Origin of the sequence: Euzebyella saccharophila (assembly GCF_014855495.1) — a bacterium.
Lineage (GTDB): Bacteria > Bacteroidota > Bacteroidia > Flavobacteriales > Flavobacteriaceae > Euzebyella > Euzebyella saccharophila.
Window position 1 is genome coordinate 459,190 of the sequence record NZ_JACYFJ010000001.1, and the last position, 25,585, is coordinate 484,774.

The window sequence follows — 25,585 nt, forward strand, 5'->3', positions numbered from 1 at the left end:
AGGTTTTTAGCTTCCAAATTAAAGCTTCTCCTAATTTGGGCCTAAATTTTTGAATATTAAAATATGAGTAGGTAAAGCTAAATAACGATTTAGGGAAATATATTTAAAGGGCCATTCCTCAAAATACCCGATTTTAAAACTCTATAGCGTTCTTTTTCGGGCTTCAATGATTTCAGAAGGCCATGGAATCAAGAACAATTGTATGGCATCCTATAAAGTGGGGACATGATAATAGAAATTTTAAAGTAGCTCTCATGAAAGGCAGCCACTTTCCTTATTTGCATTCAATTTGCAAGACTTGGTTGACTTTCGCACTAATCTAACCATGTTGGGCACAATGTTCCCTTTTTGGCTATAGTAATTCTATTCCCTTTTTGAGAAAATGCCATGACCCAATATTAGGCATTTGCCAATTCCAAGGTTACCTCATACACATCTCTTCTTTCCATTTTTGCCTTAAGCCATGCGTAAAAACTCATTACATAAATATCCTCTTCTTCATGAGCTTTCCAGTTGAACATATGCTCCATTTCCGCTTTAAAGGCATTCGTTGTTACCTGTTTAGGATTTTCATAGTACCTGGTTATAAGCGAGATGAAAATTAGAACCCTATCCTCTTTCAAATCCTTTAGTACGCTGCCGTAATTTCTTTTAAACCGGTTTAACTTCAAAATAAAAATATCCAATTTATCGAGGTCTATTAACAGCAAAAGCTCCATTAAGTTCTTTTTCAATACCCACATAATGCCCGCCTTTTTTATATACCACCCATCTGTATGGTGCATCTTTTTTATAATGGTATAGGCCTGTTCCTTTTTCTGTTGTTGAAAAAGACACATGGCCAGGGCCAACATGGCCTCAAGCGAGTTCTCTTTTTGAGGGTCAAGGATGCTTATGGCCTCATTGGGGCAACCCGTAAAATTGGCCACCAACCCTTTTAAAAGAAATACTTTTTCGGAAAATTGATCGGCATATCCCTTTTGCAGCTCTTCCTCCAAGGTTGTTATTAATAAGCGGGTTCTTTTAAAATCCCTGTTCCTAAAGCTGGAATAGGCCAAAAGGTTGAGTAATTGAATTTTATAGTATAAGTTTTTATCGGCCGTATTTTTTTTCTCCTCCAAAATTTGCTGCACCCTGTCCAGAAAGTGTTTTAGTTTGTGATAATCGCTTTGAAGGGTGGCGGCAGTTGTAGCAATGATGGTTATTTGGTATAAGGATTTGTAGCTGAGCTGTCCATCGATCTCTATATTAAATTCTTGAAAAACATTTTCTATAATACTTCCTATAAAGGTGCCCTTTTGGTTCAGCTGTTGGTCTTTTATGCGGGCATAGGCCATGTTCAGTCGTTGCTCCTTTTGAAAATGGACCAAATTACTGTTGGCTTGGTCTATAATTTCCGTTAGGTTGTTTTTGGGGTTGAGATGGGAAAACTGGATCTTGGTATAATAGATTTCTGCTAAGATGGCATAGGCATCTAGGGTCATTGCCTTTTTTTGGGCCTTTTCAATAACCTTAAAAGCTATTTTATTTTTTTCATGTTCAAAGAAAATTCTGCCTGCCAGCAACAATTTTAAAATTTCCAATTCTTCCGAAGTTTCCCCGGCAAAACTTTTGGTTGCGGTAAAATCTACCATCGCATCATAAAGTCTTTTACTTAATGCGTGCAATGCATTTTTTGCGCTTTTGCCGTATAGTTTCTGATCTATTTCCGAAGTGTTCCCTTTAAGCAACATTTTAAAAAGCGTCATGTTCTTTACGTCTCCCCGTTGGTTTTTTTCCTTTAGGTAGGATATGAACCTAGACTCGTCATCCTTGGAAAAAGTATCCATTATTTCCAAAATTCCTTTCATTGAATCATAAGTATTAAAATATATAATTACTTATTATTTAGTTATTTAAGTATAATAAAATATAATTTAAATCATAACTAAATATAAAAAATTGGTTTTAAAATCAATGGTCCGTGGGGGATATTTGCTTCATCAAACTTTTAAATTCTTAAAAAATGGAAAAGGATAAATTAAAAGAAGTTAAGTGGACCAACAGTCCTACACAGGAAAAAGAAAATGATAAAAGTGGTTTTGCCGGAAAACCGTCTTCCGCCTTTATATCCGCCTCTTGGTGTGGTTTATTTATAGGTGTGATCTCCTATTGTATCGGTTTATGGAATGCCAGTATGCTCCTTAATGAAAAAGGGTACTATTTTACCGTTCTTCTGTTTGCGTTATTCTCGGCCATATCCGTACAAAAAACCGTACGGGATAAGCTGGAAGGTATACCGGTAACCGATATTTATTATGGATTGTCCTGGTTTACCACCTTGGTTTCTATCTTACTGCTCGTTGTTGGTTTATGGAACGCCACCTTAACATTAAGTGAAAAGGGATTTTACGGCATGTCTTTTATACTTAGTCTTTTTGCAGCTATTGCGGTGCAAAAGAACATTAGGGACGTAAAACTATTTGAGGATAAAGAAGATCTAGCCTAAACACGGAGGCCGTATTAAACTTTTAATACGGCCTCTATTTTTTTCAGGAGATAGCTATTTAAGGGTCTTTAACGAGATAGGCCCCTCCTTTAAATATTTTCCACGGAAGCGGCTGCCACTGCAATATTCTCGGAAAAATAAGCTTCCAGTTCCCTTAAGGTTTCGGTAGAGGTTTCTATGTCCTTTACCACTTCGCCCTTATTGAGTACTACAATGCGCTCGCACACCTCGGTTACATGTATAAGATCGTGACTGGAAACCAACACCGTTACCCCTTGCCGGGCGGCCAGGTCTTTTATGATGCCCTTGAGCCTAATTTGGGTGGAGGGGTCCAAGTTGGCAAAAGGCTCGTCTAAAATCACCACTTCGGGATCACCGATAAAACTGGCAACAATACCCGCTTTTTTCTGGTTTCCTTTGGAAAGGTCCCTCAAGTACTTTTTCTGCCCTAGGATCTCTCCATGGAAAAAGTCCTTATACTGGGCCAATAAAGCGTTTACATCGGCCTTGTTCCTGTTCCTTAATTCCCCAATAAAATAAAAATACTCTTCCGGGGTAAGGTAGCCGATCAGAAATGATTCGTCTATAAAGGAGGATGTAAAGGTTTTCCACTCCTCACTTTGGTCTACCCTTACCTCATTATTGCTAATATGTCCGGTACTCGGCTGAATCAAATCCAACAACAAGCTGAACAAGGTGGTTTTGCCGGCACCATTATTACCTACCAAACCAAAACTTTGTCCCTTAGGGATGTTCAATTCTTGAATGTTCAACACTAATTTGGAACCGTATTTTTTGGTGAGATTTTCAATATGAACCATCGATCAATTATTTAAGTCTTCTTAACTATTCTTTTCTTTAAATCCGGCAATCATACCGTACTTCTTCTTTGCATATATTTTGGTGATGCTGTCTAAAATGGGCTTTCTAATGGCGAAACCCAAGATACCCAACAGGGCCAAAAAGGTAATCGCCATCTGAAAAGAGCCTAACCATGAAATCAACACAAACAAAATCATGGGCAGCCCGAACAAGGGAATACCCACCAAAAATTGGGCGGCACTGGCCCCTTGCATATTTCCCATGGCACTCTTGGCCAAATCAATGCGTTTCTTGTTCATGGAGCCAAAAAAGAGAATGACCGGCACATTCACACCCAAATTATAAAGGGCACAGGCGAAATTGATGGCCAAAGCTTCCCAACCAAAATAGACGTAGGGAATGGATAAAAGAAACATCACTACCACGCTTACATAAATAAGTCCGGCTTTGGACTCCAAATAATCCCGTAGGGGAATGTTCTGCGACATCATCATTCCGTAATACTCACTGTCCCACGCGGGAATGAACTGCCCAAAGTTCATTAAAAAAATACCTGTCATAAAAATTCCCACAAACACCAACATGGCCGAAGTGGGACCAAAGTCTTTCATGGTGTAAAAAATGAGTCCGTACAAAATCATGGCCAAGGAAATGAACACTTGGGTCTTGGTGCGCTTATTGCGCCATATCAATTTTAAATCCAATTGCAAAAAGGGTGCAATTTTTCCAAATCTGCGTGTCCAAGCCATTTCTGAGGTTTGCGCCTCCTTTGTTTTATTTTCCAAAGTGGCATCCAAAAACAACTTGGTGCGCAAAAATTCGTAGTTGAGCCAATAGACGAATATCGCCAGACCAATTGGTATAATGACGAGATATGGCTGTTCATATAATCTATAAAATAATGCGCCCAAGTACTCCGTAATTGGGACTAAATCAAAATACTCCAAGGCATAAAACACGCCTATAATGGTTGCGACCACTATCAAGATTTTATCGCTCTTATTGACCAAAAAATTAATGTAGTTAATGGTCAAGACTATGGCGATGATTCCCAAAAGCCATCCTAGAATGTTCAGCACCGGAAAACCCTTGTAAAGTAGCACCCCACAAAAAGGCAGGAAAAAGAAAAGGGACAAAAAATTATAAAAAGAGACGGCAGACCTACTTAAAATATAATGGGTGATGCTGCTCTTTTTAATGGGCAGTATCAAAAAAGGTTTGATATCCATCACCGGAAGCTTCTGCATAAAGTACCTGATAAATAGCTCAAGGCAGAAATAGTAAATCAAAAACCGATTGATGATTTGAAAGGGACCGCTTTCAGGAAAAATCTTCTTCAGGGCAAAATAGGCGCCTATACCGGACATAATTAAGGAGACAGCCAAGTAGACCGCCATAAAACCCATAAAGATTTTAATGCCCAAACTTTTACCAAAGGAAGATGACCTAAAGAACGATTTCCATTGTAAGCCCGTAAAGTTTTTGAACATCCGCATTTACTTTGCTTGTTTTCAATGAGTGTAGGAAATGTACGAAATGTTACAAAAATCCTCTAACTTCCTGAGAAAATGTAAATGTTGTTTAAGAAAAAAACTTATTGACAAATTGAATGAGTTTAGAAACCATTTATGAGTCATTTAATTTTAAAAGCTACTAAACAAACTAATTTAATTGGTGTATAAATACCTTCGTATACGATTCTAAAGTTCAATTTATCATTAAAATTCTTTTAAATCTATTATCCAAACAAGCATCCTTCCAACGTAATGTATATTGATAACCATAGTAACCAATCGCCTATTGCTGGATTTTTTATGTTTTCTCCTTAAAATAGCGGTCCCATTGCTTAATTTTGCAGTCTATTTTGCGATAAAAACATCTCATGAGTAAATTTCATTCCCTTACGGTCAAGCATATAAAGCCATTGACACCTAGTTCAGTGGCCATAACTTTTTCGGTTCCCAAAGATTTGATCCAGACTTTCGACTTTATTCCAGGTCAGTACATCACCATCAAAAAAGAAATAAAGGGCAAGGAATTACGCAGGGCTTACTCCATTTGCTCCTCGCCTAAGAGCGACTCCTTCACAATTGGAGTTAAAAAAGTGGAGCGAGGTGGTTTTTCGGACTATGCCCATAATAAATTAGCGGCAGGGGATGTTTTGGAAGTAATGCCCCCTGAAGGCAGGTTTACCTTTGCCCCTACCGAAAACCCCAAAACAGTGGCCGCTTTTGCCGCAGGAAGCGGAATTACACCCATAATGAGCATTGTTAAGGCCGTTTTGGCCAGCAACCCCGTAAGCAAGTTTGTTTTGGTCTACGGGAACAAATCTCAGAACGAGACCATGTTCTATACGGATTTGGCCAAGTTGGAACTCGATTATCCGGATCGCTTTTTTGCCTATTTTATCAATAGCCAGACCCAAGAAGACAATTCCCTTTTTGGTCGTATAGACAGTTCTACGGTCAATTACATTCTAAAAAACAAGCATAAGGATACCAATTTTGATGCCTTTTACCTTTGCGGTCCCGAAGCCATGATCAATCAGGTTTCCGATACCCTACAGGATAATGACATCCCCAAGGACAAAATTCACTTTGAACTTTTTACCACTACCGAGATTTTAGATGAAATGCCGGTAAATGCCGAAGGGCAAACCAATGTAAAGGTCATTTTGGAAGATGAGGAGTTCAACCTTACTATGGATAGAAAAGAACTTGTTCTAGACGCGGTGCTCAAACAAAATATCGATGCGCCGTATTCTTGTCAAGGGGGCGTATGCAGTAGCTGTATTGCACGGGTTACCGAAGGAAAAGCAGAAATGGTGAAAAATCAAATTCTCACGGATGGAGAAATTGAGGAAGGCTTTATACTTACTTGCCAAGCATTGCCCATTACTCCCAATTTAACCGTTGATTTTGATGACGTCTAGGCAATTTGACTAACACTTTGTTTTAAGTCCGTAAAAAAACGGATTGGGCTACCACGGTACCGCCTGCCGCCTACCTTTGTTAGAACTGCTAACCATTAAGGTATGACGTGGGAAATCATTTTAGTGTTCCTGATTATTCTGGGAGTCATTGTACTGTTTGCCTTTGAGGTTTTTCCCATTGACAAGATTTCCTTTTGCATCATTGCCGTGCTATTGCTTACGGGGCTTGTTTCTCCGGAAGAAGCGGTGAGCGGATTCTCCAATAAGGCGGTCATTACCATTTTATGTCTTATGATACTAGCCATTGGCCTAGAAGAGAACGGCGCTATTTCTTGGTTGGCAAAAGGACTGAAAGTGCTCAAAAATTGGCCTGTTGTATTGGCTATGCTTGCTGTCATGCTTATTGCAGGAAGCATATCTGCCTTCGTAAGTTCTACCGCCGTGGTCATTGTCTTCATTAAAATTGTGGCAGAGCTTAAGGAAAAATACCAGCTACCCCCCGGAAAATTACTTTTACCCATTTCATTTGCCAGTATTTTAGGGGGAAGTTGTACTCTTATGGGAACCTCGACCAATCTCTTGGTGAACAACATTTCTTCTCGATACACGGGAGAAAAGCTGGGCTTTTTTGAATTTAGTTTAATGGGAATTATCTTCTTGGGAATATCCGTGGGTATCATTGCTCTTTTCTACCGCTTCTTGCCTAAGGATGCCAAGGGACTTTCGGATAAGTATGATCTAGACCGTTATTTGATGACCCTAAAGGTAGACCAAGACTCCTCACTGGTTGGCAAAGAGTTGGGAAATTCCTTTATGTTCAAAGAATCAGGAATTACCATTTTGCGTTTGACCCGAAATCGCATGGACCAGCAAATTCATAAGAACCTACAAATAAAATCTGGAGATGTGCTCCTGTTACATTGTAGTCTGGAAAATTTACAATGGATGCGGGGCGAAGGCTATTTTGAAGAAGATGTAGACCATTTGGATGACCTAGAAAACAAAAGCGACTATCCGATTAAAAAAGTCGGTTCTAAAAAGAAGGATAAAGCAGAAGAAGAGGAAAAATCCGATGTGCTTTTGGAGCTAATTCTTTTACCAGGTTCCCGATTTATAGGGAGGACTTTGGAACAGCTACGCAGAATGATCGTCCCCAGAGCTATACCCTTGGCGGTGAACAAGCGAAAAAAACTCACCAACCTTAAAAACAGGTTGTACCAGAGTAATAAGGATTTTACCAGACTTAGGGTGGGAGACCGACTCCTTATTCAAACTGATGCCAGTTATGTGCCCAATTTTGAGAACAGCAATAATTTGGCCGTACTCAACCAATTTGAAGGCAGGCCTCCCTCTTCCAGCTACAAAAGAAATCTGTCGATTATCATCCTAATTGGTACTATCATCATGGCAGCTACCGGAATTTTCGAGGTAATGACCAGCGTTATTACCGGTACATTGGCCATGCTTTTATTCAAATGTGTGGAGCTGAATCACATCTATGAAAAAATCAATTGGCAAATCATTTTTCTATTGGCAGGGATGATTCCCTTGGGAATAGCGATGACCAATGCAGAGGCAGATGCTTGGATTACCAAAGAACTACTTCAGTTCATGGATGGCCAAAAACCCCTGATCAATATTGGCATTCTCTTTCTTACGACAATGCTCCTCAGTGGAGTGGTATCTAACAATGCTACGGCCATTATCATGGCACCAATCGGCATTTCCTTGGCAAAAGGGCTAGCCTTGGACCCTAAGCCCTTTATCTTGGCAGTAATGTTCGCGGCAAATTTTAGCTTTTTCACCCCTCTAGGCTACCAAACCAACGCCTTGATTTTTAGTATGGGTATTTATAAATTCAAGCATTTTGCCATTATAGGAGGTGTTATCTCCCTTGTTTTGTGGATTGTGGGAACCCTTCTTCTTAGTAGTATGTTATGATTTTTGGGAAAGCAAGGTGTCCAATGATGCCCTCGCTTGATCATATCCTATGGCATACGCCTTTTCAATTCCCTTACGATCTAGCACACCAATATGTTCCAGTCCCTTAAATTCAAGAAGCAAATCGCAAGATTCCAGTTTTTTTCGGTTGATGGCATATATCATTAATCCGGTTACGCGTCCGGTCAATTGCAAAGAATTCTTCAAAGCATTTTTTTCAAGATGGCTAACCACGGATACATTGCTCCCGAGCAAAAAATCAACCTTACCTTCTACGGGTTCCGAAGGAAAGTTGTTCATGATTCCGCCATCGGCATATAACTGTCCATTTAATTCTACAGGACTAAAAACGGGCGGTAATGCAGCTGATGCCAGTAAAGGACCGATTAGTTCTCCTTCGGAAAAATAAGCAAGCTCCCCATTTTGCAGATTGGTAGCCACAACGTGCAGTTTGCGCTTCAGTTTTTCAAAACTATCTTCCGGAAAGTACACCCTAAAAACATCAAAATACCTATCGGTATCAATAAATCCTGGTTTTACAATGGTAAGAAAGTTATACTTGAACAACGGTGTTTCCTTAAAGAAGGATAGCATTTCGGTTACCGAATTACCATTGGCGTACAAAGCCCCAACCAACGCTCCTACGCTACTGCCGCTTACGACGTTAGCAGAAATATCATATTCGTTCAGGGCTCGGATGACCCCAATATGGGCCATTCCACGAACGCCACCGCCTGATAGAATTAAGCCTAAGGATTTACTCGGAAATGCTTTCATTGCGGAAAAAATACAAAATGCCGCATTGAAATAAGCTCAATGCGGCATTAAAATTACTTAAAATAGAATTTAAGATTAGGAGTCCATTCCAAAGGCATAGTAATAGGTTTCCGAAGAACCTTCATAAATCCCTTGTATCATTACTCCGCCTGACTTCCCATCCAGCGCTTTAGCAACATCTTCTACATCCTTCACCTTTTTCCCGTCTATATGGGTAATGATGAAACCTTCACGCATCTGGGTCTGTTTTCTAATTTTTCCAGGGTACAACCTTGTAACTTGCACTCCCCCATCTAAATCTAGCTTTTCGGCCAACTCGGAATCCAAGGTTTCAAAATCGGCACCCAAAAGATTCAGCACTTCTTTCTTTTCGCGCTTAACGATGTCAGTTGTACCGTTGGCATTTTCAAGCACAACATCAAACTCTTTCTCTTTACCGTCTCTTTTTACCGTAATACGCACTTCGTCCCCAGGTCTTTTGCTAGCAATCAACTCTTGCAATCTTGGCGAAGTTCCTACCAAGACGTCATCAACTTTGGTGATAATATCTCCAGATTCAATTCCGGCCTTATCGGCGGCGCTGTTTTCACCTACCTGTTCAATCCAAACACCTTTGGAGAATTCAACATCTTTTTCTTTCGCCAAAGAACCGTCCATCGTTCGGATGCTAACGCCCAACATACCACGCTGCACATTTCCATACTTCAACAAATCTTCCACCACCTTGGTCACGATATTACTTGGCACGGCAAATCCGTATCCTGTATAGGTTCCGGTTCTACTGGCAATTGCTGTGTTGATACCTACCAAATTGCCTTCCAAGTTCACTAAGGCTCCTCCACTATTGCCAGGATTTATAGCCGCATCGGTCTGAATAAAACTCTCCACGGCGAATTTTTCCTTATTAATATGGATGCTTCTGGCTTTTGCACTTACGATACCGGCCGTAACGGTAGAATTTAACCCTAATGGATTACCGACCGCCAATACCCATTCACCAACCTCTACATCATCAGAATTAACCAAGGCCATAGTTTTTAGGTCGTCCGCATCAATCTGAATCAAGGCTAAATCAGTGGTCGGGTCCGTACCGATAACCTTTGCCTTATACGATTCATTGTTGTAAAGAGTAACTTCAACCTCATCGGCATTATCAATCACATGGTTATTGGTAACGATATAGCCTTTCTCATTAATAATTACTCCTGAACCTGTACCCACCATTGGCTGAGACTGCATGCCCCCTTCAGGTATCTGCCCTTTGAACATATCACCAAAAAACTCTTTAAAGGGATCCGGTAGTTCGCGAGCGCCACCCATATTCTGTGAGCGTGTTTGAATAGATTTGATATGCACCACAGCATCCAATACCTCCTTACTGGTATCGGTAAAGTCTAGCGGCTTGATATTTCCATCCGCATCTGCCGTGTATAACACTTGTTTGCCCTCCACTCCTTTTACTTGAGTGATAGTCACCTCATCTTTTTGGGTATACTCGTACCCCTTAATGACAGCAAAACTAACTGCCAATGCAATAATTGCTGAAAACAAATACACTTTCCAGCTGGAAGTGCTTCTTGAATTATTTGTCATTTTTCACCATGTATATGTATTAAACTTCCTTTTGATTGACTATCATTTCTGGAATTTTTGTCAGAGAAACGGACATTTTGTCCTGCTCTGCCATTAAAAATTCCTTACCCGGTTGTTCTTCTTTCGAACACGTACGGGAACCGGCTTGTTAAAAAGATAGTCTTTTAAAATGGTTCTCATAGTAAATACCAAAAAACCTAGATAGACCAAGCCGCTTATCATCATTAAAACTGTTAACTTTTCCATATTATCTAAAAAATTTAAGAAACTAACTAAACACCTCTTTGTTTTCAATTCTTGTGCCAACAGCAAACTGACAATTCATAAATTATTTTTAAAAAATTGACTCAAATAGGGTTCAACTGTGAAGTTTGTTAACAAATAGGCTATCTAACCTTCCCCCATTGGCCAAAAAAGCAGAAATAGTACGCCACAACCTTCAAAATACCAGCAAGATCAGTAGCAAATAATCGTATACGAATGTTCGAAGAAGCGCTTATTTTAAATACGGCACACCTGTTCCTATTAATTTTTTACAGCAAATTGAAGAGTACATCCATATGCGTAGGATTAGTGACTTGAATTTTAACCGCTACATTACTTAGTATCCAACATATTCTGATATCCTGAACTATAATTCATACATTTAATTAAAAACCTATTGTTTTATTTAGAACGAATCTTTTTTGAACCTATACTGTAATGTTCAATTTCCTTATCCGTACTAATGAAAAACTAGCGTAAAGCATTTTTGTTGAACGAGAACCAACTGCATACCGCCATTTTAGTATTTGCACAAAGTGCGAAGCTAGAAGCCATGCGAAAACCCATTCGTAATGCTGAGGCAGTATTTGATGCTTTAAACAAACACACGCTTTCCGTAGTGCAGGCCTCTGGTTTACCCTATTTAATCTGGGATGAAGAAAAACAAATTGGCGAAACCTTTGCCGAACGTTTTTCTAACGCATTACAGGCCGTTTTTGACCGGGGCTATAAAAATGTAATTTCTATTGGTAACGATAGCCCTAACTTAACGGTTTCCAAACTTAAACAGGCTTACCACCAAATCTGCAAGGGCAAAACCGTTTTAGGTCCTTCTACGGATGGGGGCTTATATCTAATTGGTATAAACCGAACCCATTTTAATTACAACGATTTTAAGCGCTTGCCTTGGGAACGGATTTCGCTTTTTAAACGTATTTCGGAATCTTTTGGCTTAACGGGTGAAATTCATCAGTTAGAAACCTTGACAGATATTGATTCTGAAGAAGATATACTAAAGGTACTCCAGAAACGCCTAGCACATGCTTTAAAAAAAGCCTTGATGCTTGGTCTATCCAGACAAGCATCGCCTAAAAACGACACACACCTTAGCTATACAACACACTACCCGTCTACCTTCTATAACAAAGGCTCTCCCCAGTATATCTAAGCTGTCGCCCCCCCCCACCTACATTTTAAAAATCTCAACATTACAAATGAAAAATATACTTTTGGGTATGTTATTGTGCGTTTGCGCAATTACCCAAGCACAAATCAATATCAGCGGTAAGGTTACCGATGCCAATCTAGAACCCCTACCCTTTGTCAATATTTTACTAGTACAATCTACTACTGGTGCTACTACAGATACCAATGGTAACTTTTTTATGGAACTACCTGCGGAAGGTGGTCAATTGCGCTTTTCGCTTTTGGGTTTTAAGACCAAAACCATTTCCATTACCAGTGCTACCAACAACCTCAACATCACTTTAGAAGAAAGCTCAGAATTGCTTAACGAAATAGTCTTGACCGCGCTTGGTTTGGAACGTGAAACCAAAGAATTGGGTTATGTGGTGCAAAGTTTAGATGCGCAAGGAGTAACCGAGGTAAAATCGGTGAACTTTTTAGATAACCTTACCGGTAAATTGGCAGGGGTAACCATTAACCAAGGTCCAACGGGCGTAGGGTCTTCTAGCCGCATCAGCATAAGGGGCGAAGCTTCTTTTAGTAATAACAATCCATTGTTTATTGTAGACGGCGTACCCATTAACAACAACACTGTTTTTAACTTTACCAATGAAGCGGCTGCTGGTTTTCAAGAAGTAGATTTTGGTAACGGTGCCATGGAAGTAAATCCAGATGACATTGAAGAGGTATCCGTTTTAAAAGGCCCAAGTGCCGCGGCATTGTATGGTACAAGAGCTGCCAATGGCGTGGTGGTAATAGCTACTAAAAATGGTAGTAAAACCAAAGGATTGGGTATTAGCTACAACACCAGTCTATTTTTGGAAAGTGCTTTTCAGTTGCCCGACTTTCAAAATAGCTACGGCCAAGGAAATTCTGGTCAATTTGAATATGTAGATGGTCTTGGCGGCGGAATAAACGACAATATTACCTATAGTTGGGGGCCTCGATTAGACCAAGGCACTTTGATTCCGCAGTTTGATAGTCCCGTGACCCTTGCGGACGGGACTGTGGTTCGTGGTGGTGATACCGCCCTTTACAACGGTTTGCCTATTACAGCAACACCTTTTGTTTCTAACCCGGACAACCTCAAGGATTTTTACGAAACCGGAACCACTTTCATCAATAATCTCGCAATTTCTTCGGGATTTGATAAAGGTAATTACCGTTTGTCTTTTACCGATTTGCGTAGCGAAAGCATTATTCCAGGAGTAAATTTGGACCGCCAAACAGTTGCAGCGCGACTCAATTTTAGACCTACGGATAAGCTTCAGATTAATTCGTCCATCAACTATGTAAATTCGCAAAGCGATAACCGCCCTTCTAATGGTTACGGTTCCGAGAATGTGAATTACTCTTTGGTAGCATGGGGTCCGCGCTCCCTTAATATTGATAATCTTAGGAATTATTGGCAACCCGGACTAGAGGGCAGACAGCAATATTCTTTTAACTATACTTTTTTTGACAATCCCTTCTTTATTCTACATGAGAATAGAAACTCATTTAACAGAGATCGGGTTTTCGGGAATGTTTCGGCAAAATATCAGTTTACCCCGCAACTTTCGGCTACGGTGCGCAGCGGCATGGATTATTCCGATGAAACCAGACAATTACGCCGCGCTTACAGTTCTAACCGCTTTCAAAACGGAGGCTATGCGGAACACGATGTGTTTTTTAGGGAAATTAACACCGACTTCCTTTTAAATTATACCAATCGTTTTAACGACTTTAAGGTGGCCATTTCTTTAGGTGGTAACCGGTTGGACCAAAAAGCCTTTACCAGTCAGTCCCAAACCACTAGTTTGGCACAACCAGGTATTTTTAGGTTAAGCAATGCAGCATCCCCAGTTGAGGTTTTTGAATTTGAATCCAACAAACGCATCAACAGCTTGTATGGTTTGGCCAAAATAGGTTATAAAGATTTTCTGTTTTTAGATATTACCGGCCGTAATGATTGGTCTAGTGCCTTGGCTACGCCATTTTCTGTGGATAATGTCTCCTTTTTCTACCCATCCGTGTCTACCAGTTTTATTCTTTCTGAGGTTGCAGCTTTGCCTTCGGCAATTTCGTTTTTAAAACTTAGAGCCAGTTGGGCACAAGTAGGTAACGATACCAATCCCTACCAAACTTCAGGTGCGTTCGTAGCACAGACCCCTTATTTAGGACAAGCTACTTTTAGCGAACAGAATTTTATCGCCAATCCAAATTTACGTCCGGAGCAAACTTCCTCAGTAGAATTTGGGGCGGATATTCGTTTTTTTGGCGACCGTTTAAATTTTGATGTTTCGTATTACGATGCATTGACAAAAGACCAGATTCTTTCGTTACCTATTGGTATCGCTTCCGGCTTTACTCAGCAGGTAGTAAATGGCGGTGAAGTACGCGCTAGAGGATTAGAAGTTATTCTGAACACTACCCCGGTGGTTACTGATAATTTTAAATGGAACAGTACCTTAAACTTTAGTCGCTCAAGAACTACGGTAGAAGATTTACCCCAAGAAGATGGGCGTTTAACCTTAGCGTATTCCCGTATTTATGATAGTCAAAACCAAACGGTATTTTTACAGGTAGAAGAAGGTGGCCGTATTGGCGATTTGTACGGCACGGGCTATTTAAGAAATGAAAATGGCGATTTTATCCTAACCGAAGAAGGACGATACATACCAGATAATAACTTACAAAAACTGGGTAATTACAATCCAGATTTTATGCTAGGGTTCAACAACCAATTCAGTTATAAAAATTGGGATTTAGGCTTTCTTTTAGATTGGAGACAAGGCGGTATTGTAGTATCTCGTACACGTGCTTTGGGTAATGTGGGCGGTCAATTATCAGAGACCGCTTTTAGGCCAGAAGAAGGTATTATACCGCAGGGTGTAATTAACACCGGTACGACAGAAAATCCGGTTTATGTAGAAAATACGGTTGCGGTAACCTCAGAAAGTTACTACCGCCAGTTTTATGACCGTAACTATGAGGAAAACAATGTGTATGATGCTTCCTTTTTAAAATTACGTCAAATAGCTCTTGGCTACACCTTTAAAAACTTAAGTTTTCTGCAACAGAATGCCAGTTTGCGCGTATCGTTAATTGGTCGTAATCTATTTGCGATTACTGAAAATCCGCATTTTGACCCTGAGCAATTTGCTGTTCAGGGGAATGGATTTATTGGGGGCGTAGAAGACATGTCTTACGCCACCACAAGAAGTATCGGTTTTAAAGCAGGTTTTAATTTTTAAGAAGGTATCCAAATGAAAAATAGAAATAAAACAATTAGTATATTATTTGCTTTGGTGCTTATTACTGCTTTGTTCCAAGCTTGTACCAAAGATTTTGAAGACATCAATACTAATCCCAATCAGCCCATTGCTGTAGAACCCAATTTGCTCCTGCGCCAAGTTATTTATGATTATGGTGAGCAAATGTCTTACGAGGGTTTTACCGCTGGTAATCTGTTGGGGCAGTATAGTACGGCCTTAGATTTTAATCTTTTTGACCGTCACGATTTAAAATCACCACAGTTGGGTGGTAATCCTTGGCCTATTATTTACAAAAACCTAAGGGATAATGAGTCCATTTTAGAACTTGCTTTGGAAAACCCTACCCATGAAGTTTATGAAGGTCCGTCTAGAATATTAAAAGCCTATATGGCGATGGCCCTGACGGATTTGTTTGGAGATGTTCCTTATTATGAGGCATTTCGAGGCGATGCAACTACGGTTACACCAGCCTATGACGCACAAGAAACCATTTACCTAGGCGAAGAAGGCATACTGGACAATCTGGATAAAGGCATTGCCGCCCTAGAAAATTATGAAGGTGCTATTGCTCTGGAGGGCGATATTTTATTTGAGGGAAATTTAGATGGATGGATTCGCTTTGCGAATTCTTTAATACTAAAAGCTTTGGTACGTATTGGCAGTCAACAAGATTCAAGTACGGAATTGCAGGCACTGTTCGATGCTGGAAATTTCATTACCCAAAATGAGGAAAACGCGGTGTTCGACTTTACCAACGGAGAACCCAATAACTTTAGACTGGCTCGCCTGCGTATTGGCGACTTCAACAATTTTGTGCTTTCCGAAACTATGGAAGATATTTTAAAGGATTTGGAAGACCCACGCATAGCCACTTTTTATAGACCTTTTGCCAATAGTGATTCCGCAGAATTTAACGGGTTACTCAACGGTATCGATGCTTCACAAACCTCTATTAACCTAGCGGATTATTCTTTGGCTGGGACTATTTTTAGGGAGGAAACTGGCAGATTAGACGCCAATTTTATGACGGCATGGGAAACCCATTTTTTATGGGCAGAAGCAGCCGAACGTGGGTGGATTACCGCCAATAGTACAGAATTGTATAACACTGCCGTTACCCAAGCTTTTGCCTATTGGGGCACCGATTTACCTGAAAATTATCTGTCAGGGCCTGCCGCTTTAGCCAATGGCGATGCCTTGCAGCAAATCATCACCCAAAAATGGATTGCCAATATTATTAATGGATATGAAGGTTGGATAGAATTTAGAAGAACTGGCTTTCCGCAATTGCGAACCATCTCGGCCAGTTTAAATAACGATTTAATTCCTGTTCGTATGCCTTACCCAGCAGAGGAGCAGGCACTAAACGCAGAAAATTACCAGACCGCCGCAGCCAATACGAATGATAACAGTATAAATGCCCCCGTTTGGTGGGATAATGAATAACATGCAGCCCTATTTAGACATATCGCTATTAAACCTTAACCCCAGCAGTATTGGTGTACTGCAATGGGGTCTGGTGCTTTTGTCTAGCTTGGCTTTCATCCTATTATCCCCATTAGCTAAAAATACTGAACAGTTTTTTAAGGCACAGGTCAATCATAAAGCGCCCAATGCCTTTATGCTCATGGGTAGCTTGGTTATCTCTTGGATTTTTGCCAAAAGTATTACCAATGCGGCTAATTTAGGTTTGGCCTATGGGTTAGTTGGTGGCGTAGCTTATGCAGCTTACTACCTTAGTTTTATAGTTGCCGGTTATGTTATTTATCACATGCGGACTAAAGGTGGATTTACCAGCATACATGAATTTTTGACTACTCGTTTTGGCAAAGGCGCCATGCTCTTGTTTTCGATACTTATCGCTATTCGGCTGTTTAATGAAGTCTGGAGCAACACCATGGTCATTGGCTCCTATTTTGGCGAAATGGGTAGTCTACCTTACTATAGTTCCATTCTTGTCTTTACAGTTTTAACCTTAGCTTACGCCCTAAAAGGCGGCTTGAGCAGTAGTATTTTTACCGATGTGATACAGATGGTACTGTTTGCTATTTTACTTTTTGTGGTACTAGGCACTATTTTTTCTTCGGAAAGTGATTTTACCCCGGCTACAGTAGTTGCTTCTGGCGAATGGAAATGGGAGATGGGAGTAAACCTTCTCCTAGCGGCCGTACTCCAATCATTTAGTTATCCTTTTCACGACCCGGTGTTAACAGACCGTGGCTTCATCAGCAAACCAAAAACAACCCTAAAGGCTTTTTTATGGGCAGGATTGGTTGGTGGTTTATGTATTATACTTTTCAGTATAATCGGAGTTTATGCACAACATCAACATATGGAAGGACAAGCAGCGGTTCAAGTGGCTAGAGCTTTTGGCGCCATTATCTTATTGATCATTAACTTTATTCTGATAACCTCTGCAGCTTCTACTCTTGATTCTACCTTTTCTTCCTTTTCTAAACTGGCTACCCTAGATTTAAATTTAGGTACAAGTTTAAGTTTTGGAAGATGGGCAATGGTGGTTATTGCCATTTTGGGTACGTTACCCATTTTTATGGATGCGGAAATTTTATCGGCCACTACCATTAGTGGTACCATGGTAATTGGCCTAACTCCCGTTTTTGTATTGTGGAAAAAAGAAGTCTCTTCTACTAATTATTACTTAAGTGTTATTGGCGGATTGGTCTTTGGTTTTTTATTGGTTTTTGAGGTATTCCCTAAAGCCCTCATTTTTACGGATGGCAAATATGCCGATTTACTTTGGGTTAATTTTTGGGGTATTCTCGTATGTTTCCTCTTATATTTAATACCGCTATGGAGAAGAAAATAATGCATTTGGAGGTCCAAACGGACCGTGTACTGGTATTTGGCGGGGTCTACAGCAACCTGCAGGCCCTACAAGAGCTTAAAAGCATTGCAGAAGCTGAGGGTATTGCGCCAGAACACTGTATTTGTACTGGCGATATTGTGGGCTATTGCGCACAACCAGAAGAAACCGTTCAGTTGTTTCGCGAATGGGGCGCGTTGAGCATTTCGGGCAATGTGGAACAGCAATTGGCAGAAGGTAGCGACGATTGTGGCTGTGACTTTACCGAAGGTAGCCGCTGCGATGTGTTTTCCAGAACATGGTTTCCTTTTTCAAAAGAACAATTGTCTCAAGATTCCATAGATTGGATGGCGACGCTCCCAGAACATCTAAAATTTACCTTTGGTGGAAAAAAAATAACTGTTGTACACGGATCGTACGAACATGTGTCCAACTTTATATTTGAGTCCACTTCCGTAGAAAAAAAACAAGCCAGCTTTAGTGCATCTCAAAGCGATGTTATTATAGGTGGTCATTGCGGATTACCCTTTCATCATGAATTTGACAATAAATTGTGGTTGAATCCTGGTGTTATTGGTATGCCGGCGAATGACGGTACCCCACGTGTTTGGTATATGCTGCTAGAAGAGGTAGAGGGCGAATTAAAATATACCCATCGTTCTTTTGAGTACGATTACCACACGGCTAAGCAACTAATGCACATCAACTTTTTACCCGAAGCCTACGCGGATACCCTCCAGACCGGACTTTGGGACAATATGGAAATCTTGCCCGAATTAGAAAAAATGGTGCAAGGCATTCCTATCGATTTTAATACAAATTCCAAAACAAATAAAAACACAAAACAAAATACCATGGCAAATAACTATTACGACCCAGCAGACTTAAGAAAATTTGGAAAAATAACCGAATGGAGTGAAGAGCTTGGTACCAAATTTTTTGACTATTACGGTAAGGTTTTTGAAGAAGGCGCACTAACTGCTAGAGAAAAGTCTTTAATTGCCTTGGCTGTTTCTCACGTGGTTAAATGTCCATATTGTATAGATGCTTACACAAAAGATGGCCTACAAAAGGGAATTACCAAAGAAGAAATGATGGAAGCCGTGCATGTTGGCGCTGCCATAGAAAGTGGAGCCACATTGGTACATGGTGTACAAATGATGAACAAATACAATAAACTATCGCACTAATGGAAAAGAGTATCATGAACGATCTGAAGAAGGCGAAAAAACCCAAATTAAAAACGCTACAAGCTAGGGAAAATGACCTTGCGCAACCCAATAAGCAGTTGGCGATATTAAACGGAGGTCTATTTGCCGATGGTGAATTACCTTATTTTAAGGATAAAATTAGTGAGATAGGACAATTTCCGCTTCGCCCTAATAAATTGGAAATTCTACAGATAAACGTAGGGTATATGTGCAACATTACCTGTGAACACTGCCATGTAGATGCGGGTCCTACCAGAAAGGAAATCATGACGGTAGAAACCATGGAGCAATGTCTAGAGGTAATTAGAAATACCGGGGCGCATACCTTGGATTTAACAGGTGGTGCACCGGAGATGAACCCAAATTTTAGATGGTTTGTAGAAGAGGCTTCCAAAGCTGGTATTAAAGATTTTATCGTACGGTCTAATTTGTCCATCATTTTGGCCAATCCAAAGTTTAACGACCTGCCAGAATTCTTTAAAAAACACAATGTACACGTGGTGTCTTCCCTACCGCATTATACTCGTGGTAAAACCGATAAACAGCGTGGGGATGGGGTTTTTGACAAATCGATAAAAGCGTTACAATTATTGAACGAGGTAGGTTATGGAATGCCCGATAGTGAATTACGATTAGATTTAGTGTACAACCCGTCTGGAGCCTATTTACCTGGTGACCAAATGGCTTTGGAGCGCGATTTTAAAAAGGCACTGGACGAAGATTTTGGTATTCAGTTTCATAACCTTTTCGCGATAACCAATTTGCCTATTTCCCGTTTCTTGGATTACTTAATAGCATCTGACAATTACGAGGATTATATGTATTCTTTGGTAGAAGCTTACAATCCGTCTGCGGTGAGCAGTGTTATGTGTACCAATACCATTTCCGTTAGCTGGGATGGCTGGCTGTACGACTGTGATTTTAATCAGATGTTGGGCTTAAAAGTGGCCAACAAAATAAAACACATTAAAGATTATAACGAGGATTTGATTAATGATAGAAACATCATCATTTCCCAACATTGTTATGGGTGTACTGCAGGTGCAGGAAGTAGTTGCCAAGGAACGGTGGCGTAATATCCCCTTCATTTACTTCAATTTCATCCTCAAAAACAGACACTTAAACCGACCGGCCAGTCTGTTCTCATCTATAAAAAAAGTGTAGTTCACCGGATTATTGACCTTTGGGCGAGAATTTTAATTCTTTTAACCAATTACAATCAACCAAAATAAGATATGAGGGTTCTTTGTATTAGACTTAACGGTCTGTAAACCCAAATCTTATTAAATGGACAAGACTTTAAAACGCATGGCTACCATGCAACGTATGCAAGTAACCGGATTGGAACTTTTCTATAAAAAAGGCTATTACAATACCAGTGTTGACGATATTCTAAAAGAACTTTCCCTTTCAAAAGGCGCCTTTTACTATCATTTCGATTCAAAAGAAGATTTCTTCATTCAAATTATTGAAAACCTTTTGGTTCGGAAGATGTACAGTATGCTCATAGAACCTATTGAAGGACATGAAAACACCTTAGACTCGATTACCAATTGTTTCGAGGATGCCCTGGAAACAGCAGTTCACAACGAACTTGATTTCGGATTTGTGCTAAGTAACTTCGTGAACGAATTCAACGGCAAGAACGAAAAAATTATGAAGCACCTGAATGATATCTTAAGAATTTGGGAGGCCAACCTTGTTTCTGCCGTACAGAGAGGTAAATTCAATGGTTTTATAGACAGACACGTAGATAGTGAAGGAATGGCCGTATTCTTGATGAGTTCGTATATGGGTATTAGAACCTTGATGGTAGAAACTGCTCCAAGTGCCAGAAAATATCGTTTCATGTCTCAGCTAAGACAATATTTTAAATCAATTGAGCCAAAAGGAGAAAACAGCTTGAACCCAAATGCTGTCTTCGGGAACGTCAATTAGTTTTTTGTAGGATAGCGTTGATTTTAGCAACAACGATTTCCGGCCGGATGGTTTCCATAGCTTTTTCATATCCTTCTGGCATTTTATTACCATAAATAGAGGTTGGAATCATAGGAAACTGGCTTCTATCCGAAGTAATGGCGTAATCGGCAGGTTGCCCAAAAGGTGCAAAACCCGCAAAAGGATGGGTTACGCCCCATAAGGTAACTACGGGAATTCCATACATCGCAGCCAAGTGACCGTTACCGCTATCCATGGAGAGCATCAATTTTAAATTGCTGATAAGGGATAATTCCTCGACAAAGGTCTGCTTGCCCACGATATTGTAACAATTGGGGAATAGGTCAGCTAAGGATTGTAGCTTCTGCTTTTCATCTTCTCCTCCACCAAAGAGTAAAATTTTATATCTGCCTGATTCGGAAAGTTGTTTCACCACCTTTTCCATCAGATGAAAAGGATACATTTTACCCTTAAAAGCTGCAAATGGAGCTATGCCAATGAGTATATCAGCACCTTCGATTGACAAGTCAACAGAAGGCATTTTCTCCTTTTTTAAAGGCATGGCTTCCCTTAATTCAATAGGATAACCAAGTTGGCCGAACACATCTGCATATCGTTGATGGGTGGTTTTCAATTGCCGAAATGCTTTCTTCTTAGTTAGCGCTTTTTTATCCTTTCTGCCTTTATCTATTTGAGCAAAAGGAATTCTTCCAAACCGAAAGTACTTCTTTAAAATATTACTTCGTAGTACATTATGTAAATCCGCCACCACATCAATTTGCTGCTTTTTCAGCTCTTGAAAAAGCTTCCAGAGTCCGAAAACGCCCTTATGCCTACCTTTTACATCCGCCTCATAAACCGATACATTCTGTAATTGTGAAAAAAGGGGAGTGAAAAATGCTCGTGTAAGCACGGTTATTTTTACATCAGGATACTTCTGAACAAATGCGTTCAAGACTGGCACTGTCATTGCCACGTCGCCCATGGCAGACAAACGGATGACCAGAATATGTGTCCGTTTATTTTTGGCCACGTAGAACGGGATTCATTTCATCATCGTTGTACATCTTCATCTGTTTATAGACTTTCATGTACTTTTTGCCTACTTCAATATCGTACAGCAGTTGGTCTATGGCAGAAGAAAGGTCCTTTCGTTGCTCTAGCAAAACATTCAGCTTTTCCGTACATTTTTCGATATGTTCAGGTGAGGCATCTTTGCGATCAACTTCTTCCTGCATGTGATATATCTTCAATGCCAAAATGGAAAGACGGTCAATAGCCCAGGCGGGGCTTTCCGTATTGATAGTGGCATCATTTAAAACATCAACCGAACGGTATTTTTCTAAAAAATAGCTATCGATATACTCTACCAAATCAGTTCGGTCTTGATTACTCGCATCAATTTTACGCTTCAATATAAGAGCGGCATCAGGATCAATTTCAGGGTCACGAATTAAATCTTCATAATGCCATTGAACTGTATCAATCCAATTTTTTCGGTACAACAAATGTGAGATATCATTCTTCTCATACGGATTCACAAACTCTTGATCCACAGAATCTTTAATATGATAGTTCTGAATACTTTCTTCGAAAATTTTAAAAGCGAATTCGCTGAACATAATTACATTTTTTGCAAAGTTACCAATAACCTACCTTATAGCTAATTGGGTAAGCTATTTTAGCGCCATACTACTAAAGAAAATGATAAAGGGTACTACAAGACTGGCCATTAAAATCATTTCTTTGATATTGGCTCGCCGTATGGATTCGATGTACTTTGTACAAAATACGGTAGCCGGAAAGAAAGTGACCATGATGGGATACACGTGATCGGAGAGCTTCAAAACGTTTAGAATAACCCCTATGACAAATGCCATGGCTATTAAGCGCATGTTTACAACCTGACCAATATTACCTTTTCCCAATTTGACAAATGAAATAAGACCCACGGCAAATGCACCCAATACATAGCAAATTAATTTGGTGGAATGCCCCCAGTACGAGAAGTACACCATATTTGGCGAAAACTTAAACTCGTAATGGTTCAATAGAAAATCTTGATTATTTGAAAGTACCAACACACATTGGGTAATCATCAAAAAAACGAAAATGGCCGAAAAGGGAACCAACCAGTTCTTTTTGATCTTGGGCTGGTAAAAGTAAACGGCTATGAAAACTAGTAAGAGAAAAAGAATTGCCCAATCGTAAAAAAGGGTAGCAACCAAAATCCACAAGGTGGCATCAAAAACCTTGAATTTGATATTTTTTAGTGAGCGCATGCTCAATAGGCGCCGGGAAGCCAAGAGTAAAAAAAAGCTTGAGAAAATGGCATTTGAATCGGCCAAAGTTTCAGGAAAAATGACCATCAAGAGCGCATAGAACAAAATGGCAAAGGAATTGGTGCCGGTAATTTTATTTCGTTTGACTATAAAATTGACCAAAAAAAAGCTGAAAAAGAGTATACTTACCACAAGTAGCTGCCCGATAACTTCTTCAGGGCCATAAATTTTACCGAATAGCATGAAATGCACTATCCAATAGAAAATAAACAGGAAGGTGAGTACAATGATGTAATTAATTGGCTTTGTTTTACCAAAAATGATTGAAATCATCCGGACTTTTTATACTTTTGTAGGTAAATATAGGTAATAAGATGACTTCATTTTTTAAAGGAATAGAGGAATTATTTGTAGACTATCTGTTTTGGCCCTTAGACCAATTGCGTTTTATGGAAAGTTGGTGGGGTGCTAATTTCCTTAATTGGATCTTTATGCTCATTGGCTTTGTGGCCTTTGTATATTGGATGCTACAATTGAAACAATTCAACGAAAACAACGAAGAGGACAAATCAATCAGTTCTCACTCGTATTTATAAAAAAATGGCTTCCAAATTGGAAGCCATTTTTCTTTCTACCTATTCTATTTTTTAAAGGTCAAAACCAATATCTTTTCGGTAGTTCATTCCTTCAAAGGATATTTTATCAATATTCTCGTATGATTTTTTCAAGGCCTCTTGAAAGTTGTTCCCAAAAGAAGTAATGGCCATTACTCTGCCTCCATTTGTTACTACCTTATCGTCTCTATTGGTAGTTCCTGCATGGAACACCAAAGAATCACTTATGGTATCAAAGCCAGTCATTACCTTTCCCTTTTCATAAGCCTCTGGATAACCTCCGGAAACCAACATCACCGTTGCGGCAGATCTTTCATCCAGCTCTAATTCCATATCGTTTAGTTTTTGTTCGGCTACGGCTTGAAAGACCTCTACTAAATCGGTTTTGATCCGTGGAATTACCACCTCTGTTTCTGGGTCGCCCATTCGTACATTGTATTCAATTACCTTCGGGTCGTCTCCCACTTTTATCAAACCAATAAAAATAAAGCCCTTATAAGGCAATTTATCTTTTTTAAGGCCTTCTACGGTCGGTTTAACAATTCGGTCGTGTATCTTGCCCATAAATTCGTCATCGGCGAAAGGAACAGGGGAAATGGCCCCCATACCGCCTGTATTCAATCCTGTGTCACCTTCTCCAATTCTCTTGTAGTCCTTTGCAGTAGGAAGCACTTTGTAGCCCTCGCCATCTGTCAGCACAAAAACACTAAGTTCTATACCCGCCAAAAACTCCTCGATAACAACTGTGGTACTCGCAGAACCAAACTTGGCGTCCACCATCATGTTCTTAAGCTCTTGCTTGGCCTCATCAAGGTCATTTAGGATAAGAACGCCCTTGCCTGCGGCTAGTCCGTCTGCCTTGAGCACATAAGGGGCTTGTTGGCTTTCTAAAAAAGCAAAACCCTCTTCCAGGCTATCTTTGGTAAAACCTTTATAGGCAGCAGTAGGGATATTATGGCGCATCATGAATTCCTTGGCAAATTCTTTACTGCCCTCCAATTCGGCTGCAGCCTTTTGTGGGCCAATTACCGGAATATTCTTGAGCTCAGCATCATTCAGGAAAAAATCGTGAACACCATTTACCAAGGGGTCTTCGGGACCCACGACCACCAAATCAATTCTATTATCCAAACAGCTGGCTTTGATACCCTCGAAATCGTTTACACTTACCGGTATATTAGTTGCGATTTCTTTTGTTCCAGCGTTTCCAGGAGCTACAAATAGATTGACGCCATGAGAAGACTCACTTAGTTTCCAAGTAATGGTATGCTCCCTACCTCCGGAGCCAAGTATTAGAATATTCATTTAGTTGGGATTTGCGCAAAAATAAGGTATGGAAATAAAATAGCCGGAATGTTTATGTGATATATTTTACCTAAACCTTTACTAAGAATTATCGAGAAGACCTATTCGATGAAATACTTGAGAAATCATTTAAAGGAAGTACACAAATCTTT

At 40.0% G+C, this 25,585-nt stretch carries 21 protein-coding genes and 1 pseudogene; 12 read left to right on the forward strand and 10 right to left on the reverse strand.

Annotated elements, in window-relative coordinates; translation table 11 throughout:
- Positions 1-398: 398 nt before the first annotated feature.
- A complete protein-coding gene (locus IL355_RS01915) occupies positions 399-1,850 on the reverse strand; it encodes a hypothetical protein (protein ID WP_192460512.1) in 1,452 nt (483 codons plus the stop codon).
- A gap of 155 nt (positions 1,851-2,005) precedes the next feature.
- Between IL355_RS01915 and yiaA the strand changes: the two genes are divergently transcribed.
- A complete protein-coding gene (gene yiaA / locus IL355_RS01920; RefSeq protein WP_192460513.1) occupies positions 2,006-2,488 on the forward strand; it encodes an inner membrane protein YiaA in 483 nt (160 codons plus the stop codon).
- An 89-nt stretch (positions 2,489-2,577) separates the two neighbouring features.
- Here the strand turns inward: yiaA and IL355_RS01925 are convergent, their stop codons facing one another.
- Positions 2,578-3,309, reverse strand: a complete 732-nt coding sequence (locus IL355_RS01925) for an ABC transporter ATP-binding protein (RefSeq protein WP_192460514.1) — start codon at positions 3,307-3,309, stop codon at positions 2,578-2,580.
- Between the two features lie 21 nt (positions 3,310-3,330).
- Complete coding sequence (locus IL355_RS01930) at positions 3,331-4,800, reverse strand: DUF5687 family protein (RefSeq protein WP_192460515.1); 1,470 nt, start codon at positions 4,798-4,800, stop codon at positions 3,331-3,333.
- 392 nt (positions 4,801-5,192) lie between these two features.
- Between IL355_RS01930 and IL355_RS01935 the strand changes: the two genes are divergently transcribed.
- A complete protein-coding gene (locus IL355_RS01935; protein WP_192460516.1) occupies positions 5,193-6,242 on the forward strand; it encodes a ferredoxin--NADP reductase in 1,050 nt (349 codons plus the stop codon).
- Positions 6,243-6,344: 102 nt separating this feature from the next.
- Positions 6,345-8,183, forward strand: coding sequence for an SLC13 family permease (locus IL355_RS01940; RefSeq protein WP_192460517.1), 1,839 nt, complete (start codon positions 6,345-6,347; stop codon positions 8,181-8,183).
- On the opposite strand, the gene IL355_RS01945 is transcribed toward IL355_RS01940, so the two are convergent.
- The 3 genes from IL355_RS01945 to IL355_RS01955 all read right to left on the reverse strand — a co-directional run bounded on the left by IL355_RS01945 (position 8,178) and on the right by IL355_RS01955 (position 10,799).
- On the reverse strand, positions 8,178-8,960 hold the full coding sequence (locus IL355_RS01945; RefSeq protein ID WP_192460518.1) for a patatin-like phospholipase family protein: 783 nt from the start codon (positions 8,958-8,960) through the stop codon (positions 8,178-8,180). The genes IL355_RS01940 and IL355_RS01945 overlap by 6 nt on opposite strands.
- Positions 8,961-9,035: 75 nt before the next feature.
- On the reverse strand, positions 9,036-10,553 hold the full coding sequence (locus IL355_RS01950) for a Do family serine endopeptidase (protein WP_192460519.1): 1,518 nt from the start codon (positions 10,551-10,553) through the stop codon (positions 9,036-9,038).
- A 93-nt stretch (positions 10,554-10,646) separates the two neighbouring features.
- Positions 10,647-10,799 carry a hypothetical protein gene (locus tag IL355_RS01955; RefSeq protein ID WP_187456465.1) on the reverse strand — a complete coding sequence of 51 codons (153 nt, stop codon included), beginning with the start codon at positions 10,797-10,799 and terminating at the stop codon, positions 10,647-10,649.
- 508 nt (positions 10,800-11,307) lie between these two features.
- Between IL355_RS01955 and IL355_RS01960 the strand changes: the two genes are divergently transcribed.
- The 8 genes and pseudogenes from IL355_RS01960 to IL355_RS01995 all read left to right on the forward strand — a co-directional run bounded on the left by IL355_RS01960 (position 11,308) and on the right by IL355_RS01995 (position 21,232).
- Positions 11,308-11,985 carry a TIGR04282 family arsenosugar biosynthesis glycosyltransferase gene (locus IL355_RS01960; protein ID WP_192460520.1) on the forward strand — a complete coding sequence of 226 codons (678 nt, stop codon included), beginning with the start codon at positions 11,308-11,310 and terminating at the stop codon, positions 11,983-11,985.
- Between the two features lie 46 nt (positions 11,986-12,031).
- Positions 12,032-15,238 (forward strand): SusC/RagA family TonB-linked outer membrane protein, encoded by a 3,207-nt coding sequence (locus IL355_RS01965; protein ID WP_192460521.1) that lies wholly within the window; start codon positions 12,032-12,034, stop codon positions 15,236-15,238.
- A 12-nt stretch (positions 15,239-15,250) separates the two neighbouring features.
- Positions 15,251-16,705 carry a SusD/RagB family nutrient-binding outer membrane lipoprotein gene (locus IL355_RS01970; protein WP_192460522.1) on the forward strand — a complete coding sequence of 485 codons (1,455 nt, stop codon included), beginning with the start codon at positions 15,251-15,253 and terminating at the stop codon, positions 16,703-16,705.
- A gap of 1 nt (position 16,706) precedes the next feature.
- The gene (locus tag IL355_RS01975) at positions 16,707-18,086 is read left to right on the forward strand and encodes a sodium:solute symporter family transporter (RefSeq protein ID WP_192460523.1); all 1,380 of its coding nucleotides are present in this window, start codon (positions 16,707-16,709) and stop codon (positions 18,084-18,086) included.
- Positions 18,086-18,691: pseudogene (locus tag IL355_RS01980) on the forward strand (metallophosphoesterase family protein); the annotation flags it as partial. The gene IL355_RS01975 and the pseudogene IL355_RS01980, both read left to right, overlap by 1 nt.
- A gap of 246 nt (positions 18,692-18,937) precedes the next feature.
- On the forward strand, positions 18,938-19,273 hold the full coding sequence (locus IL355_RS01985; protein ID WP_010516278.1) for an arsenosugar biosynthesis-associated peroxidase-like protein: 336 nt from the start codon (positions 18,938-18,940) through the stop codon (positions 19,271-19,273).
- A complete protein-coding gene (gene arsS / locus IL355_RS01990) occupies positions 19,273-20,370 on the forward strand; it encodes an arsenosugar biosynthesis radical SAM (seleno)protein ArsS (RefSeq protein WP_192460524.1) in 1,098 nt (365 codons plus the stop codon). The genes IL355_RS01985 and arsS overlap by 1 nt, the downstream gene beginning before the upstream one ends.
- A gap of 211 nt (positions 20,371-20,581) precedes the next feature.
- Positions 20,582-21,232 (forward strand): TetR/AcrR family transcriptional regulator, encoded by a 651-nt coding sequence (locus IL355_RS01995; RefSeq protein WP_192460525.1) that lies wholly within the window; start codon positions 20,582-20,584, stop codon positions 21,230-21,232.
- On the opposite strand, the gene IL355_RS02000 is transcribed toward IL355_RS01995, so the two are convergent.
- From IL355_RS02000 to IL355_RS02010, 3 genes are read right to left on the reverse strand one after another with little or no spacing between them, the layout of a single operon-like run.
- On the reverse strand, positions 21,225-22,265 hold the full coding sequence (locus IL355_RS02000) for a glycosyltransferase family 9 protein (protein ID WP_317175464.1): 1,041 nt from the start codon (positions 22,263-22,265) through the stop codon (positions 21,225-21,227). The two genes, IL355_RS01995 and IL355_RS02000, sit on opposite strands and share 8 nt — an antisense overlap.
- The gene (locus IL355_RS02005) at positions 22,252-22,854 is read right to left on the reverse strand and encodes a DUF4254 domain-containing protein (RefSeq protein WP_192460526.1); all 603 of its coding nucleotides are present in this window, start codon (positions 22,852-22,854) and stop codon (positions 22,252-22,254) included. The genes IL355_RS02000 and IL355_RS02005 overlap by 14 nt, the downstream gene beginning before the upstream one ends.
- 54 nt (positions 22,855-22,908) lie before the next feature.
- Positions 22,909-23,847, reverse strand: a complete 939-nt coding sequence (locus tag IL355_RS02010; RefSeq protein WP_192460527.1) for a hypothetical protein — start codon at positions 23,845-23,847, stop codon at positions 22,909-22,911.
- 41 nt (positions 23,848-23,888) lie between these two features.
- On the opposite strand from IL355_RS02010, the gene IL355_RS02015 reads away from it, so the two are divergent.
- Positions 23,889-24,110, forward strand: coding sequence for a DUF6341 family protein (locus IL355_RS02015; RefSeq protein WP_187456473.1), 222 nt, complete (start codon positions 23,889-23,891; stop codon positions 24,108-24,110).
- A gap of 51 nt (positions 24,111-24,161) precedes the next feature.
- On the opposite strand, the gene purD is transcribed toward IL355_RS02015, so the two are convergent.
- Positions 24,162-25,433: a phosphoribosylamine--glycine ligase gene (gene purD / locus IL355_RS02020; protein ID WP_192460528.1), complete on the reverse strand. Its 1,272-nt coding sequence runs from the start codon at positions 25,431-25,433 to the stop codon at positions 24,162-24,164.
- Positions 25,434-25,585 lie beyond the last annotated feature (152 nt).

Excerpts from the sequence above, each read along its gene's own strand:
- IL355_RS01915 (WP_192460512.1), bottom strand. The coding sequence starts at position 1,850 with ATGAAAGGAATTTTGGAAATAATGGATACTTTTTCCAAGGATGACGAG.
- yiaA (WP_192460513.1), top strand. The coding sequence starts at position 2,006 with ATGGAAAAGGATAAATTAAAAGAAGTTAAGTGGACCAACAGTCCTACA.
- IL355_RS01925 (WP_192460514.1), bottom strand. The coding sequence starts at position 3,309 with ATGGTTCATATTGAAAATCTCACCAAAAAATACGGTTCCAAATTAGTG.
- IL355_RS01930 (WP_192460515.1), bottom strand. The coding sequence starts at position 4,800 with ATGTTCAAAAACTTTACGGGCTTACAATGGAAATCGTTCTTTAGGTCA.
- IL355_RS01935 (WP_192460516.1), top strand. The coding sequence starts at position 5,193 with ATGAGTAAATTTCATTCCCTTACGGTCAAGCATATAAAGCCATTGACA.
- IL355_RS01940 (WP_192460517.1), top strand. The coding sequence starts at position 6,345 with ATGACGTGGGAAATCATTTTAGTGTTCCTGATTATTCTGGGAGTCATT.
- IL355_RS01945 (WP_192460518.1), bottom strand. The coding sequence starts at position 8,960 with ATGAAAGCATTTCCGAGTAAATCCTTAGGCTTAATTCTATCAGGCGGT.
- IL355_RS01950 (WP_192460519.1), bottom strand. The coding sequence starts at position 10,553 with ATGACAAATAATTCAAGAAGCACTTCCAGCTGGAAAGTGTATTTGTTT.
- IL355_RS01955 (WP_187456465.1), bottom strand. The coding sequence starts at position 10,799 with ATGGAAAAGTTAACAGTTTTAATGATGATAAGCGGCTTGGTCTATCTA.
- IL355_RS01965 (WP_192460521.1), top strand. The coding sequence starts at position 12,032 with ATGAAAAATATACTTTTGGGTATGTTATTGTGCGTTTGCGCAATTACC.
- IL355_RS01970 (WP_192460522.1), top strand. The coding sequence starts at position 15,251 with ATGAAAAATAGAAATAAAACAATTAGTATATTATTTGCTTTGGTGCTT.
- IL355_RS01975 (WP_192460523.1), top strand. The coding sequence starts at position 16,707 with ATGCAGCCCTATTTAGACATATCGCTATTAAACCTTAACCCCAGCAGT.
- IL355_RS01985 (WP_010516278.1), top strand. The coding sequence starts at position 18,938 with ATGGCAAATAACTATTACGACCCAGCAGACTTAAGAAAATTTGGAAAA.
- arsS (WP_192460524.1), top strand. The coding sequence starts at position 19,273 with ATGGAAAAGAGTATCATGAACGATCTGAAGAAGGCGAAAAAACCCAAA.
- IL355_RS01995 (WP_192460525.1), top strand. The coding sequence starts at position 20,582 with ATGGACAAGACTTTAAAACGCATGGCTACCATGCAACGTATGCAAGTA.
- IL355_RS02005 (WP_192460526.1), bottom strand. The coding sequence starts at position 22,854 with ATGTTCAGCGAATTCGCTTTTAAAATTTTCGAAGAAAGTATTCAGAAC.
- IL355_RS02010 (WP_192460527.1), bottom strand. The coding sequence starts at position 23,847 with ATGATTTCAATCATTTTTGGTAAAACAAAGCCAATTAATTACATCATT.
- IL355_RS02015 (WP_187456473.1), top strand. The coding sequence starts at position 23,889 with ATGACTTCATTTTTTAAAGGAATAGAGGAATTATTTGTAGACTATCTG.
- purD (WP_192460528.1), bottom strand. The coding sequence starts at position 25,433 with ATGAATATTCTAATACTTGGCTCCGGAGGTAGGGAGCATACCATTACT.